The sequence below is a fragment of the Hydrogenophaga sp. ZJX-1 genome, from assembly GCF_048590325.1.
In the GTDB taxonomy this organism is placed as follows: Bacteria; Pseudomonadota; Gammaproteobacteria; order Burkholderiales; family Burkholderiaceae_C; genus Hydrogenophaga.
The window spans coordinates 14,493-29,372 of the sequence record NZ_JBMBRA010000002.1; the positions used below are offsets into that span (position 1 = coordinate 14,493).

Annotated in this window: 12 protein-coding genes; all 12 read right to left on the bottom strand. The window is 59.0% G+C overall.

Translation table 11 applies throughout. The features are described 5' to 3' along the window. The 12 genes from ACN5W5_RS04935 to ACN5W5_RS04990 all read right to left on the bottom strand — a co-directional run bounded on the left by ACN5W5_RS04935 (nucleotide 1) and on the right by ACN5W5_RS04990 (nucleotide 14,776). Nucleotides 1-1,668 carry an ABC transporter permease gene (locus ACN5W5_RS04935; protein WP_420047450.1) on the bottom strand — a complete coding sequence of 556 codons (1,668 nt, stop codon included), beginning with the start codon at nucleotides 1,666-1,668 and terminating at the stop codon, nucleotides 1-3. Beyond that, nucleotides 1,641-2,816, bottom strand: a complete 1,176-nt coding sequence (locus ACN5W5_RS04940) for an ABC transporter substrate-binding protein (protein ID WP_420047451.1) — start codon at nucleotides 2,814-2,816, stop codon at nucleotides 1,641-1,643. The genes ACN5W5_RS04935 and ACN5W5_RS04940 overlap by 28 nt, the downstream gene beginning before the upstream one ends. Before the next feature lie 517 nt (nucleotides 2,817-3,333). Beyond that, the gene (locus tag ACN5W5_RS04945; protein WP_420047452.1) at nucleotides 3,334-3,966 is read right to left on the bottom strand and encodes an ANTAR domain-containing response regulator; all 633 of its coding nucleotides are present in this window, start codon (nucleotides 3,964-3,966) and stop codon (nucleotides 3,334-3,336) included. A gap of 3 nt (nucleotides 3,967-3,969) precedes the next feature. Beyond that, on the bottom strand, nucleotides 3,970-5,118 hold the full coding sequence (locus ACN5W5_RS04950) for a transporter substrate-binding domain-containing protein (RefSeq protein ID WP_420047453.1): 1,149 nt from the start codon (nucleotides 5,116-5,118) through the stop codon (nucleotides 3,970-3,972). 7 nt (nucleotides 5,119-5,125) lie between these two features. Further along, entirely contained in the window at nucleotides 5,126-6,118 is a 993-nt protein-coding gene (locus tag ACN5W5_RS04955; protein ID WP_420047454.1) for an asparaginase, read from the bottom strand. A gap of 23 nt (nucleotides 6,119-6,141) precedes the next feature. Next, nucleotides 6,142-6,849 carry an ABC transporter ATP-binding protein gene (locus ACN5W5_RS04960; RefSeq protein WP_420047455.1) on the bottom strand — a complete coding sequence of 236 codons (708 nt, stop codon included), beginning with the start codon at nucleotides 6,847-6,849 and terminating at the stop codon, nucleotides 6,142-6,144. Beyond that, nucleotides 6,846-8,582, bottom strand: coding sequence for an ABC transporter permease subunit (locus ACN5W5_RS04965; RefSeq protein WP_420048159.1), 1,737 nt, complete (start codon nucleotides 8,580-8,582; stop codon nucleotides 6,846-6,848). The genes ACN5W5_RS04960 and ACN5W5_RS04965 overlap by 4 nt, the downstream gene beginning before the upstream one ends. Before the next feature lie 61 nt (nucleotides 8,583-8,643). Then, nucleotides 8,644-9,477, bottom strand: a complete 834-nt coding sequence (locus tag ACN5W5_RS04970) for a branched-chain amino acid ABC transporter permease (RefSeq protein WP_420047456.1) — start codon at nucleotides 9,475-9,477, stop codon at nucleotides 8,644-8,646. A 66-nt stretch (nucleotides 9,478-9,543) separates the two neighbouring features. Then, nucleotides 9,544-10,707 (bottom strand): substrate-binding protein, encoded by a 1,164-nt coding sequence (locus ACN5W5_RS04975; RefSeq protein WP_420047457.1) that lies wholly within the window; start codon nucleotides 10,705-10,707, stop codon nucleotides 9,544-9,546. Between the two features lie 47 nt (nucleotides 10,708-10,754). After that, nucleotides 10,755-11,651, bottom strand: coding sequence for a nitrilase family protein (locus ACN5W5_RS04980; protein WP_420047458.1), 897 nt, complete (start codon nucleotides 11,649-11,651; stop codon nucleotides 10,755-10,757). Between the two features lie 614 nt (nucleotides 11,652-12,265). Next, on the bottom strand, nucleotides 12,266-13,039 hold the full coding sequence (locus ACN5W5_RS04985; RefSeq protein ID WP_420047459.1) for a GntR family transcriptional regulator: 774 nt from the start codon (nucleotides 13,037-13,039) through the stop codon (nucleotides 12,266-12,268). 39 nt (nucleotides 13,040-13,078) lie between these two features. Beyond that, on the bottom strand, nucleotides 13,079-14,776 hold the full coding sequence (locus ACN5W5_RS04990) for a glycerol-3-phosphate dehydrogenase/oxidase (protein ID WP_420047460.1): 1,698 nt from the start codon (nucleotides 14,774-14,776) through the stop codon (nucleotides 13,079-13,081). Nucleotides 14,777-14,880 lie beyond the last annotated feature (104 nt).

Below are 14,880 nucleotides of genomic sequence, written 5' to 3' on the forward strand. Positions count from 1 at the left end.
TCAACGCAAACCCTTCCGGCAACGGCCGGCCCAATGTGAAATCAGCGCCGCCAGGCCAAAGCCCAGCAGCGGCAGCACGATCTGCAGCAGCGCCTGCACGGCCAGCACGCGGCGGTTGCCGCCAGCGCTCAGGGCCACGGCCTCGGTGGTCACCGTCACAAACCGCCCGCCGCCCGCAAACAGGGTCGGCAGATACTGCGCCACGCTCACCGCAAAACCCACGGCCAGTGCGGCCAGCATGGGCTTCAACAGCATCGGCCACTTCACGCTCAGACAGGCCCTCAGCGGTGAGTGCCCGAGCGCCCGCGCGGTGGTCATGAGGCGGCGGTCAAACGCGCGATAAGGGCCGATCAACGTGAGCACCATGTAGGGCAGCACCCACAGCAGGTGGCTCCACACCAGGCCCAGCGCCGTGCCGTCCACGTCCAGCCGCAACAAGGCCGCGTACTGCGCCGCCACCAGTGGCAGGGCGGGAATGATCAGCGGCACATACAGCACGGCGTTGAACCGCTGCGGCCCCCACTCCAGCCAGACCAGGGCCGCCGGCAAACACAGCAGCACCACCGCCGCACCGAGCCACAGCGTGGTCCAGAACGGCGTCCAGTCGGCCTGCATCCACGTCCGCAGCGACAAGGCATCGGGCCACAGCGCCGGGAAAAACCAGCTGTCGGCCAGCGACCACACCAGCAGCACCGCCACCACCGCATAGCCGATCAGCAACAAGGGCAGGTGCAGGCCCACGCGGGCCGGTCGCGGCGCGGGCCGGCGCTGGCCCGAGGGGTAGGCCGCGCTGCGCACGCTGTGGCGCCACAACCAGCGCGCGGCGCCGGCCCCCAGCAGGAACAACCCCAGCAGCACCAGCGAGGCCGCACCACCCTTGGCCTGCATCGCGGCATCGGGGTCGGTGAGCCACTGCCAGATCAGCACGGCCAGCGTGGGCGGTGTGCCCGGCCCCAGGATCACGGCCATGTCCACCACCGACAGGCCGTAGGCCCACACCGCCGCCAGCGGCCAGCCCAGGCGCGGCAGCAGCTGCGGCCACAGCACCCGGCGCCAGGCCTGTACCCGGCTGTAGCCCAGCGAGCGGGCCACCACCATGTGGCGCTGGACCTGCTGCTCGCCCAGCACCGCGACCAGCACCCACAACAGGAACCAGCTTTCCTTGATGCCCAGCGCCAGCGCCAGGCTCAGACCATAGGGGTCCTGCACCGTGATCCAGGCGGGCGGCTCGGCCCAGCCCAGCGCCTGGGCCAGCGCGCGCGCCAGCCAGCCCGAGGGCGAGAGCAGGAAAAACAGGCCCACCGCAAAGGCCGCGTGCGGCACCGACAGCAACAAGGGCATGCGCCGCTGCAGGTCGGCCCAGCGCCGGCCTGGGTAGTACAGGGTGGCGAGCGCGGCCGCGATCGCCACGCCCAGCGCGGTCCCCAGCAGGGCCGACAGCAGGGTGGCCTGCAAGGCCTGGGGCCACTGGGCGTCGGCCCACAGGGCCTGCCAGACAGCGGCATCCAGCGAGGGCGCGAGCGCCCAGTAGAGCCCGGGCAGCAAAGGCCCGAGGATCAGCGCGACCGGCAAGGCCGCCAGCCACACCGACGACGGTCGCTGCCCGCGACCCGGTGCCCCCTGCGGAGCCAAGCGGCGGATCAGCGTGCGCCGTACCGCTTCAGCCACTCGGCCTCCAGCGCTTCCACCCAGCTGGCGTGTGGCTCGGCGAGCGTGGGCACGGCCTCGGCCAGTGCGCCGGGCGCGGTCTTGCGCATGGTGGCCTGCAGGGCGGCGGGCAGCTTGGCCATGTCGAGCACGCTGGGGTCGCCCCAGACCGCCACGTCGGCCTTGCGGGCCTGGGCTTCGGGCGACAGCAGGAAGTTGGCCACCACCTGGGCGCCGGCCCGGGCCTTGGCGTTGACCGGGATGGCGACAAAGTGCACGTTGCCGATGGTGCCGCCTGTGAAGCCGAAGCTGTAGGCCGTGGTCGGCAACTGGCGCGTGGCGATCAGGTTGGCCGCTTCGTTGGGGTTGAAGGTCAGCGAGAGCTTGAGTTCCCCATCGGCCAGCATGCGGTGCATCTCAGCGGCGCTGGCCGGGAAGGTTTTGCCGCTGCGCCAGAGTTGCGGGTGCAGCTGGTCCAGATAGGCCCACAGCGGTGCCGTGGTCGAGGCGAAGCTGGCGGCCGACACCGGCGCCTGCAGCAGCTGGCGGTCGGGCGCCAGCTCGATCAGCACCTGCTTGACGAAGGTGGTGCCGTGAAAGTCGGGCAGCTTGGGGTAGCTCACGCGGCCCGGGTTGGCCTTTGCAAACGCCAGCAGCCCGGCCGCCGAGCGCGGCGGCGTGGGCGTCCTGGCCTGGTCGGCGATGAAGGTCAGCTGCGCCGCGCCCCAGGGTGCTTCATAGCCGTCGGTGGGCACCGAGAAGTCGCTGCGCACGGGTTTGTTCAGGTCCACTGCCCCCCAGTTCGGCAAGGACTCGGCCCAGGGGCCGAACAGCAGACCGCCCTGCTTCAGGTTGCGGAAGTTTTCGCCGTTGACCCAGATCAGGTCGACCGAGCCGTCGGTGCGGCGCCCGGCGGCCACTTCGGTCTGCACCCGCTTGACCACCTCGGTCGCGTCCGTCACCTTGACGTGGCGCAGCTCCACGCCGTAGCGGCCTTTGACCTGCTGCGCCACCCAGCCGATGTAGGTGTTCGTCGCCTCGCTGCCGCCCCAGGCGTTGAAGTACACCGCCTGGCCTTTGGCGTCGGCCTCGACTTTGGCCCAGTCGGCGTTCGCCGCGAAGGGGAACGACAGACTCAGCGCCAGGGTGGTGAGGGGCAACCATTTCATGTGCAAGGACTCCGAAAGCAAAGAGGTCAAGCCCATAGTCGGGCGAAGCCGCCAAAGCTGTTCTTGACAATTAAAGTCGAAAACTGAGCTCTAGGTTTCATGCGGTCTGCGAAGGCATGAGCCAGAAGCACAGCAGAGACAAAGTCGAAAACTACCGAGGATAAAACATCCTTGCCCAGCAAACTTCGTCAAATAAAGTCGAAAACTCTCTGATTCACGAAACGGGCGCCCAGGGGAGTATCGGTGAGCATGCTGAAGCAGCCCCATACAGAACCCAACCAGCAACTACCTGCCATCCACAAGAGCTCCAAGTACGGCTTTGCAGCGGCTGCGGTCGGCGAACTCCAGATACTGAACTCACGATCTCGGAAACATTGCGGTCATTCCGACCGGAATTTCTAGTTTATCTAGAGAAACGAAGACCATCAGATGTCCATTAGTCGTGCGAAACATTTCTTCTCAGAACGCTGCCCTAAACGTGCGTTGAGCCTTGTCCCAAACTGATAGACGCTTTATCTCAAGGCTTCTTGCTGGCCTTCTGTCCAGGAGAAAACCCCAGCTTTTCCATGGCCTCGTGAGTTTCGAGAATCAGCCCTGCGACTTCAGCGACAGTAACGCGCATGCTCGTCGCACGCTCGCGCATGTATTCGTAGGCCTTGGTCTCAGAGAGACCCTGATTTTCAACCAACACTCGAATGGCCTTCTCAAGTTGGCGTCTTGATTTGATGGTCGACTCGAGCTTTTCAATCTTTCCCTGCAACCTTTCCTGGTACCCCTGCGAAGCCCGTGAAAGCACCAGTGTGCTCAAGATGCCAGAGGACCTGAAAGGCTTCGTGATGACGCCATGGGCTCGTGTATCCAGCAAGAGTTTGAGAGTGGTCGGGCTCTCATAGTCAGATAACGCCACAAGAGCTGCAGTTGTGGCGCTTGCTGTCCATGAGGAACTCCCTTCCAAATCCTGAGAGACGTGGAAGAAGATGACATCGCATCCAGTCGGTGGCTCTGAAGGAAAGGGCCAAACAACTTTTTGCCTGCAGCCGATTCGTTGCAACTGTTGAACCACAATGTCCCGGTCCTCGCCCGGAGGGTAAACAATCGCCACACTGATGCTGCGCAGGTCCTCATAGAGACGACGAAGGCTTGAACTCATTCGTCACCTCAACCAGAACTCAGAGAACCCGAATGTGGAAAGGTACGGGTCTGGCTTAACAGGCGCAGAGGCCTGCCAAACGATATCGAACTGTCCATCTGGACGGCAGACTCCGATTCGTGGGGTCAGTGAACAGTGATTGTTGTCTGCGTCAATTGTGATGACCCCCTCTGGGGAGTCAAAGCTGATTGACCTGACTGCATCGACCAGCTTCTTTCGGTCCAAGCTACCCGCCTTCTGAAGAGCCCTGGCGAACAGGTGCACTTGCGAGTAAGCCATCTCCGACCATGTGCTCGTCGGACGGTCGCCAAACCGACTGCGCCACAGCTCTCGAAAACGCCGATTGCTTTCACTTGCCACGCTACCAAAGTACGTGGCGGAAGTAATGTGTCCGGCGCAGAGACCCGGCCCAATCAAACGAATCTCTTCTTCTGCCATCGAGAGACTGGCAATCGGAATTTGCTTGGGGTCCAAACCAGCCTCAGCGTAAAGCTGGTAGAACATCCTTGCAGACTGCCCGACCAGTGTTGAGAACACCACGTCAGGCTGTACGGCTTGAATGTCGCGCAGTACATCCTTGAGCTCTTGTGATGTTGCTTCCAGCGGGAGGTACACCTCATCCAGGACTTCGCCACCATGCTGCTCGACAACATCCCGCATGATGCGGTTCGACTCACGCGGATAGATGTAATCTGCCCCGACCAGGAAGAACTTCGTGCTCTTGTTCTGCAACAGATAAGCAGCTAGCTGCACGCTGTTCTGGTTGGGTAGCGCTCCGGTGTAGATGATGTTTGGCGAGTATTCAAAGCCCTCGTAGAAGGAGCAGTACCAAAGCAACGCGTTGTTCCGCTCCACCACCGGCAAAACGGCCTTTCGACTGGAAGAGCGAGAGCAACCAAAGATGACGTTAATTTCGTCTTCGACCATCAGCTTGGTTGCAAGCTTTCGGTACTCTGCCGTGTCACCCTTTGGGTCGTATGCCACCGGGACTATCGGCCGGTCGAGCACCCCACCTATAGAGTTCACTTCTTCGATGGCAAGAGCAGTACCAAAAAAATGCTCAGACTCGGTGACACCGGTCGGGCCTGAACGGGAGAAGAGTACGCCGACTCTCCAACCCTCATCCGTTGATGAACTTTGACTGCTTGCCATATACACACTACCTGTCAAAAAGTTCTTGCAGTGATTCAGCAGTTTGTATGCCGTGCTGGAGAGCCAGCATGAGCAATACCCTCGTCTTCTGCGGGCTCAAGTTGTCCGCGAAGACCACGCCCGCTGTCTTGAGCGTAGCGCCTCCACCAACGAAACCATAGACAGGAAGGACTCTCCCATTTTGGACTCGAGTTGAGACCGCCACAGCAACGCCCTTCTCGACGGCCGAAACTATCGCTCGGTACATGCTCCCACTGACATTGCCAATTCCAAGTGCCTGTATGACCAGTCCACGCACGCCCAAACCGACAGCTGCGTCAACAAGGTCACCACTGGCGCCACTAAACATGGTAACGATTTCAACACGCGGCAGCTCGCTACCGAGCAGCGGAATATGCTGCCGACGTAAGGACTTCCGGGAAATTCGAACAGATTCCTCATCAACACTCCCGAGAAAACCGAAGTCGCCTGACTTGAAGGACTCCACATCCGAGGTGTGGCTCTTGGTAACTTCCCTAGCAGCGTTCACTTGGTTGTTCATTGCGACAAGAACACCAAGACCTCGACTTTCGGGGGATACGCACACACGCGCAGCGTTCAGCAAGTTCCGTGGACCGTCGAAGTCATAAGTCGAAGCGTTGCGTTGTGCTCCCACGATGACGACCGGCTTATCAGTCTTCAGTGTCAAGTCAAGAAACCAAGCTGTTTCCTCCAGCGTGTCTGTCCCGTGAGATATGACGACTCCCGCAACGTCGGCTTGCCCCAACGAAGCCTCAACTGCTTCGAGTAGCTTGCTCCAATGTTCAACACCGATGTTGACCGAAGGTTCATTGAACAAATTGACCACGCTGACCCAGCACACTTGAGCAAGCAGAGGGACCTGTTCTACTAGGTCCTGGCCCGACAAAGCTGGCACGGGAGCCTGCTTCACCGGGTCAACCTTCATTGCAATCGTGCCTCCGGTAGTGATGAGATGGCACACGGGGAGTTGTGTTGACATGTTCTTGTCTTCGTTCGCAAAGTTCAAACTCTCAAGTGCTCGAACACAGTCTCTTCAGCTGCAGCGTCTTTCGCAGGCCCCTCATCCACCAGCTCACCCTGCTTGAGAATGACATACCGGTCTGCAACCTTGAGAGCAAAAGGCACGTTTTGCTCAACCACCAACATCGTGGTGCCCCGCTCGCTGCGCTCCTTGAGAAGGGCATTCGCCAGCCGGTCGATGACAGACGGCTGCAGTCCTTCGGTTATCTCGTCCAGCAGGATTACAGCCGGCCTCATCATCAATGAACGAGCAAGTAGAAGCATCTTTTGCTCGCCGCCCGACAAGGTACCAGCGTACTGCTGAAGGCGACTCCTGAACACTGGGAACAGAGGTTCAATTTCGTCAAACCGCTCTCTGAACAATGACTCCCGTTCCAGGCCAAGCCTAAGGTTGTCCCGAATACTCAAGTCTGCAAACAGCGAGTGCTCCTGGGCTGCATAGGCAACACGCTGACGAGCGACCTGGTGCGGTTGCATTCGAGTTATGTCGATACCGTCCACTTTGACGGTACCTGCGCTCTTTGGCAGAAAACCCATGACGGACTTCAGCAGTGTGCTCTTGCCCATCCCGTTCTTGCCAAGAAGTGCAACAGCTTCACCCTTTCCGACCTTCAAGGTAAGGTCTCGAAGAACGACTGATGACCCATAGCCGCTGGTGATACCACCAAGCATCAGTGCTGGCTCGCTCATGCGTCCTCCTTTGCGACCTGATGAGTACCTGAGTAGATGGCTTTAATGAGGGGCGAATTGACCACCTCCTGGAAGCTACCTTGCATCGCAATCGTTCCTTGGTGAAGAACTACGATTCGCGTTGCAATCTGCTCCACAAAGTCGAGGTCATGTTCCACCAAAAGGCAGCACAACTTGTACTGGTGTGCCAACGACGAAAGCACCTCGCCAATCTGTGTCCTCTCTGTCTTCGTCAAGCCGGCGGTGGGCTCGTCCAGGAGCACAACTCTCGGCTCCAGCGCAAGAACCATTGCCAGTTCAAGCGCTTGCTGTTGACCGTGGGAAAGGTCCCTGGCAACCGTCGAAAGCTTCTCGTCCAGAGACGTGGTCTTCACGACGTGCATCGCGTAGGGAGGAAGTCGCAGTACTCCGTCTTGCGTGACCAATGAAGGCCACTCCAAACGAGTACCCGCGATTCGCAAGCACTCAGCTACTGTGAGCGACTCGAAGATGTTTGCATTTTGAAATTTTCGCCCCAGGCCGAAGTGAACACAGGCTTCTGGGGGGAGGTCTCGAATGTCGTTCCCGCAGAGGTGCACCGTCCCAGAACTACGTTCTGCGCCATCACTCATGCACTTCATCAGCGTGGTCTTGCCTGCTCCGTTCGGGCCAATGAGTCCCACCAGCTCTCCAGGTTTGGCTTCGAAATCGATACCTTGCAGGACCTTCAGAGAACCAAAATGTTTGGCCACTTGATTCATCCGGATGGCTGGTTCATTCTGGTCTACTTTTGCGGATGCCACACTGCGCTCAGCGAGTACCGGTACTCGCGAATGCGCCTGAGCGAACTTCAGGGGCTTGAGCACAAGCGGAATCAACCCTTGAGGAAGAAGCACGATTACCAGGATGAATGCCGTTCCTAGGATGAGTTGCCATGCAAAAGGCATGCTGCTACTCAGGTAGGCGGTCGCAACATTGATGAGGACCGAACCAACCAAGGGACCCCAAAGGGTTCCGCGACCGCCAAGCGCGACCCAAATAATCAGCTCTGTTCCGAGGGCAAAGCCCGCAAGCTCTGGGGCCACGACGCCGCTGAATGCGCCATAGCCGAGGCCTGCCAGGCCAGCAATCACTGCAGTACCTACCAGCAGCACAATCTTGACCAGCGAAGTGTTGATGCCCAGATAGGTACACCTTGACTCGTTGTCACGAATGGCAGACAAGAGTCTCCCCGCGTCGCTTCGCACCAATATCCAGCCGACGAGGCCTGTCATCATCAAGAAAGCTCCAGATATCCAGTACCAGGCCTCCAGAGAAAGGTCAAAGGTCTCGTACCCGGTGAGCCCTGAACTTGAGCCTGTCCAGTTCCCACCAGACAGCAACACCTGTGTCATGACAATCGGTAAAACGAGCGAAATGACAGTTGCAAAGAACGGGGAGGCTCCCCGGTAAAACGAGAGCCACCCAACAAGAGCGGCAACCACGGCACTACCCAGTACCGTTGCCCCAAGAGCAAGCATCACAGTGGTTGCGCTGAACCCAACGTGGGTGAATACCAGGCCAGCCGCGTATGCACCAACGCCAAAGAATGCCGACTGCCCAAACGTGAGGTAGCCGGTGTAACCCCACAGCACATCCACGGTCACCGCGACAACCGCGAAGAAGAAGGCCTTGATGAGGATGTTCAGCAAGTAGGTATCGAACACCCATGGACCGAGCCCGACAAGCAACACGCCAAAAGCGGCCAACGAGATGAACCGGTTGTAGCCCTTTGCAGAGCGTTCAACCGCTTCTGTTCTTGAATCATGAATGGTGTCAGCCACGTGCAAACCCCTTCGGACGAATACGTAAAGTAACGGCGGCCAACACTGCAATAGTCAGCCCCCCTAAAACAGGGTTCGCGTATGTGCTTACAAGTACTTGTGCCAGCGCAAAGACAGCGCAGGTGACAAGCAGACTCACCATCGAGTGGCCCGACACCATCACCAACATGAACGCACTGACCAACCAGGGCAGTCCCATGTTTGGGTCCACGCTGGACAGCGGGGTAATCAGTGCGCCAGCCAGTGTTCCCAGACCAGCACCAAGGCTGAACGTGATGAACCGCACCCGGTCAGAGTGAATGCCCAAGCTGCTAGCCAGGTTCTCGTTCATGATGACTGCGCGTGTGCGCACACCAAATCGAGTTCCATTGAGCAGTGCCGTTAGAGCAAAGCACAGCGCGAGCGCAATCGGGATGAGCAGGATTCGAAACGAGGAGTAGTCCACACCCAGAATCGACCACGTCCCTTTCAGTGGCGAGTCGACAAACTGGACTTCTCTTCCAAACGTCATCACCACCAACTGGCCGATGACGATGCCCAAACCCCACGTGGCCAGGATTGCATCCAGCGGCCGCTTGTACAGCGGTTTGACAATCAGCCATTCCACGAGCATCCCGACGGCGCATCCGGCTACAAATGCCAGCGGCCAGGACAACCACGGATTCAATTGAAGCTGAGTTACCACGAAGCTTGCGTAGCCCCCGAGCGTGAGCAAAGCGCCATGCGCGAAGTTGACAATCTTCATGACCCCGAAGACCATCATCAGACCAACCGTGACGATGAATAGCATCGACGCAGTGGTAAGCGAATCCAGTAGTAGCACCATGGCACTCTCCAAAAAAGGAGCGAAAGGGCCAGTCCCTTTCGCTCAAGTTCCCTCCTGAGTTGCCGCTTACTTGATGTTCGGGCACTGCGCGCCCGGGTCGACGCTGGCAAAGGTGTCCAGAATCTTGATGGAACCATCCGCTTGAACTTGCCCCATGCGCATCGACAGCGGCGTGTGGCGGCTCTTGTTCATCTGAACTTTTCCACGCGGACCCGTGAACGAGACTTCGCCCAGGGCTTTAATCACCTTGACCGAGTCAGTCGAACCCACCTTCTCGACAGCGGCCTTGTAAAGGAAGAAGCCTTCGTACTGAGGAACGGAGAGCTCATTGGGCGTCTTGAGCTCTGCACCGAACTTCTTCTTCATCGATTCCGTGAATTTTTTGTTCTCGGGGGTGTCGATGCTGGTCAGGTACGAGGCAGACATGAACATGCCGTCCGCAACGTCGCCCATGGTCTTCGCTGTTCCTTCATCAATGGCCAGGTTGCCGTAGGGCAATGTCAGACCAGCGCCTTTGAGCTGCTTGGCAAGAGAGACGTTGGGTGCTCCACCGGCTGTTGCACTGATGAGTGCATCAGGCTTGACCGAGCGAATCTTGGAGACAATGGATGTCCAGTCGCTGCCATCAATCGGAAGGTACTCCTCACCGATGACCTTGCCTCCCATTTGCTCGATGTACTTCTTCGTGAAGTCGAGCATGCCGCGACCGAAAGAGTAGTCGTTGCCAACAAGGAAGAAGGTCTTGGCTCCCTTGGCTTTGGCAAAGTAGTCGACCACCGGAGCGACTTGCTGCTCAGGCACCCAGCCATTGACGTACATCCAGTTGTTGCAAGAACGCCCCTCGTAGAACGAGGTGTAGATGTACGGGGTCTTTCCCTTGGTCACGATGGGCAGTGCCGCGTTGCGCGCGGCACTGGTTTCCATCGAAATGATGGCGTCGACTTTCTTCTGATAAATCAGGGTGTCGTAGGCCTTCTGTGCACCGACTGCGCCCGAGCCGTCGTCCACGATTTCCAACTCAACCTTGCGGCCCATGATGCCGCCAGCTGCGTTGATTTCATCGACAGCGAGTTGTGACGATTGCACCACAGCGGGTGCCACAACGCTGTTGGCACCCGAGAGACCGACAGCGACACCGATGCGCACCGAGTCAGCTGCATAAGCATGAGCGGTCAATGCACAAGCGATAGCCACTGCACCAAGACGTACGAGATTAGAGATGGACTTCATCGAGATACTCCAGAGTTGCGGTTGGGGAAAGAAACTTGAACCATTGGTCAGTGCCGAGGCCGTGGCCAGCCGGTTCCGAGCATGGGGTCATAGATGTCGTCCCTACGGTCTCTCAACACGTGGTTAAACACGTTGAGACTCCGCGCTTGACGGGTCGACTTCAGGTTGATGTTTGCGAAGAGGATTTCCTCTTTGTCGTAAGAGGCTGGACCTGCCAGGGGCCAACCCTGTGCTCCTACGATGAGGCTCTGACCGATAAAAGCTTGACCTCTTTCGATGCCAACTCGGTTGGCACAAACGATGTTGAGCGCGTTCGAATGGGCATTCGCCATCGCCAGGGTGTTGGCCATTGCCGGAGTGTTCTCAGGTTGCCCTGACATCGGCACCCAGTTCGTGGGCATCGCAACGATGTCAGCCCCGCGCATGGCCAAGAGTCTGTACACCTCAGGGAACCATCCGTCGTAGCAAATCACAACGGCCAGTCGGCCAAACTCCGTGTGAAAGATGGGAAGGCCTTTGTCTCCTGCCTCAAAGTAGAGATGCTCATCGCCCCAAAGATGCAGCTTGCGGTAGGTTCCCAAGAGACCCTTCGGACCAACCACAACAGCCGAGTTGAAGAGTCGCTCACCGTCTCTTTCCGAAATACCAGCAACGATGGTGACGTTGCGTCTTGCAGCAATCTCCAGCCACGCTTGGGTACTCGGTCCGTCGGGAATGCTTTCGGCAAGCGAGAAGGCCTCTTTGCGGCTCGCGAACACATATCCCGAATTTGATAGCTCAGGCAAGACGATGAGCTGTGCACCTTGGTCAGCTGCAGCTTCGATGAACCGAAGCGTGCTTTCGAGGTTTTCAGCCTTGCGGCCGACCTTCGGTTTCATCTGAACTCCCGCCACCGTCACTAGCGGAAAGTCGAGTTCCTCTTGAGAGGCACTGAACGACGACATGCGAACTCCAAAAACAAAAAAAAAGCCCCTGACTGCGCGTAAGCGCGAATCAGGGGCTTTTACAGCCGGTATGTAGTCAGCAATGTTGCTGAGGGCTGAGCACGATGTTGTGCTCAGATGTATTGATACTAGATGCGCTTTTTCAAGATGTCAACAGTGATTGCCTGTATTGCTGTGTTCATCAATCGACATGCGGGCTCCTCGGCTGAACGTTTGCATCTAGGCCTATGGGGTCGTCGTCATCACCGCGTTTGTGGGTAAAGGTGCATGCACCGCGATCTCTCCGTCTGTGTACAGCAGAGGTCGTTCGGGACTCGGTGACCATCCCAAGTCAGATGTCCGGTTTCAGACAATTCGCAACCGTTTCAGTGTCTATTTGGATTGTCCGAGACCAGCCTTGAAGCGCCTTTGAGCAGGGGAAGGCAGCTGTGCAGCGATAGCTGCTGGTAGTGAGTGCACCGCGACCTCATCGTCTGCCGCGTACAGCGGTCATCCAAGATATCCGCCACTTGTTCATCGCAAATGAAGGACATCCACTCTTGGCACTTAGGGGCACGTGCATCGCAGAGTCGTCGGGCTCGTACAGACGCAACCTCTACGCTGAACCCAGATGTTCACTCGATCCGGATGTGGAGAGAAGCCAGATCTGTCCTGAACAGGGCGTAGTAGTACTCAATGGCATCTCCCCTTTCGGAAAGCGCACACGACTCAATGGCCAACAGCGGTGACGTGGGTGCGATGCCGAGCAGTTGGGCTTCTTCTTTGGTGGGCATGACCGCCTCGATCCATCGGTCGGCTCGACGGAACAGGATGCCATATTGCTTTTGCAGGACGTCGTAAAAGGAGCGCGTTTGCAGAGGCACGCTTTCCAGGCCAGGTGCCATCCGGGCCGGAATGCTGTGGTGCACCAGCAAGCGCGGGATGCCATCCACCATCTGCACCCGTGACACCTCAACCACCTTGGACTCGGGCCCGTCACCCGGAGGCAGTCGCAAGTGCTTCTGCGCACGCTCACTGGGTGTCGCGATGCGCTGAACGAGCACCCGGCGCGTGATGCGCCGGTGTTTGTCCATCAGTTCGCCGGAGAAGCCCACGACAGAGCCGACAAAGTCTTGCTCCTCCCGCTTGCCTGCGACGAACGCGCCCTTTCCCTGTCGTTTGTAGATGACATGCTCATACACGAGTTGATTGAGGGCTTCCCTGACCACCGTGCGGGACACCTTGTAGAGCTCGCAGAGCTCCTTCTCCGAGGGCAGGGGCGCATTGGCGCCGATGCCTTTCTCGCGAATCATTTCCAGTATGGAGGTCTTGACATGCGACCACAGCGGGGTGCGTGGAGCAGCGCTGGGCGTTCCAGGGGGCAGGTCGGTGTCGGTGGGGTCTGTCATGCCGGCGAATTGAGGAAAGGAGCCGCGGGCATCTTAATCTCACGGCACGCTGACACCATGGCGCTGCAGCAGAAGCCCCATGGTGTCAGCCACCTCTTGCGCCTGGCGCTCGCCATCCCAACCCAGTTCTTCACCGATCACGGCAGCCATCATGCGCAAGGCGGGCTGGGTGCAGCGCCCTTCGATCGCCAACAAGGTTCTGCGAAGCACGACATCGGCCAGGTGGCAGATGCGCTGCTGCTGCGCCATGTAGCGCATCTCGCCTGAAAAGTAATCCGGCAAGTCCGTGATGGGTGTGGCGCCATCCTCGGCCACCAGGCTGGCCACGTCTTCGCAAGCGACACCATAGCGCTCGCACAGCAAGGCCAGCACCCGTGTGTCCAGCTTGACCAGGGTTTGCAGTGATGCGATGTGGGCTTGCATCTGGGCGTCGCTGGTCGGCCAATCCCGCCCCCCGCCGATGGGCAGATCGTCCGTGTCCTTGACGCGCGATTTCCCCTGGCGCTGGAGAACGCGGTCTGCGATCTGGGCTGCGCAAGCTCTGTAGGTGGTCCATTTCCCCCCAACCAACGTGATCACGTCATAGGGGCGACCCTCTTCGGCCGGCCACTCGCGGATCGAATGATCGCGGCTGATGGCCCCCGCAACCACGCCTTCCTCGTTGGGCAGCGGACGCACGCCGGAATAGGTGAACACCATGTGCTCGCGTCCGACGACGATGGCCGGCATGATCTCTTTCAACACCTTGAACAGGTAGTCGATCTCTGCCTGGGTACATCGGTTGTCGTCGGGATCGTTGGTGCGAATATCTGTGGTACCCAGCAAAACCAGGTCTTCGGCGATGCAATACGCCAGACAGATGCGGTGGTCTGCCGTTTCAAAATAGATCATCCGCGGCCCCAGTTCCCGGGCCAGGGCAAGGTGGCGCAGCACCAGATGCGACCCACGGGTGCCCCCAATGAGCTTGTGGTTTTGGCCCAGGCCCTGTCCAACCTCGTCCACCCAGGCACCTGCGGTGTTGATCACCAACTTCGGGCGAACACCAAAGGACGCCCCGGTGAGCTGATCGCGCAGATGCACCTCGCCGCCCCGCTGCGTTTCCAGAGCGACATAAGGCAAGGCCATGGCGGCTGGGCAGTCCTCTTCGGCATCGGCAATCAACTCCAGCGTCAGACGTTCTGGGTGAACGAGGCGAGCGTCAAAGTACTCGGCCGCCAACTTGACGCTCTTGGCGATGGACGGCATGGCCTGCCGCATCGGCGCCCCTCTCACCAGCCGATGCCGCGGGACATTGCCAATGAGGCGTCCGAACCAGTCGTAGAAAACCAGGCCGATCTTGGTGACCAGCGCACCTTTGCTGCCGGGTGTACGCGTCCATCCGAAGAACCGCGCTGGGGCGGTCAGAAGACCGTCGAACCAACTGCTCAAGGGCACCCAGACCGGCATCGGAACGACGAGATGCGGCGCGTTGCCCAACAGACGGTTGCGCTCCTCCACCGATTCACGAACCAGCGCAAATTCACCAGTCTCCAGATAGCGCAGCCCGCCATGGATCAGGCGTGAAGGCGCGGCACTGGTGCCGCTGCAGAAATCCGCCCGATCCACCAGAACGGCACCCACCCCTTGTGCGGCCAGGTCTCGCAGCAGACCGACCCCGTTGATGCCTCCGCCCACGATGAGCACATCCACGGAAGGCTCGGCCTTCAGCTGCTTCAAAAGTACGTCCCGGCTGCGCATATGTCTCCCCTTACAGGTGTGCATGAATGGTAAAAATCACTCAACATGTACCTACATGTCAGGATGGATTTTATGCCATCAAATCCATTCAGCGTCAGTGTAAA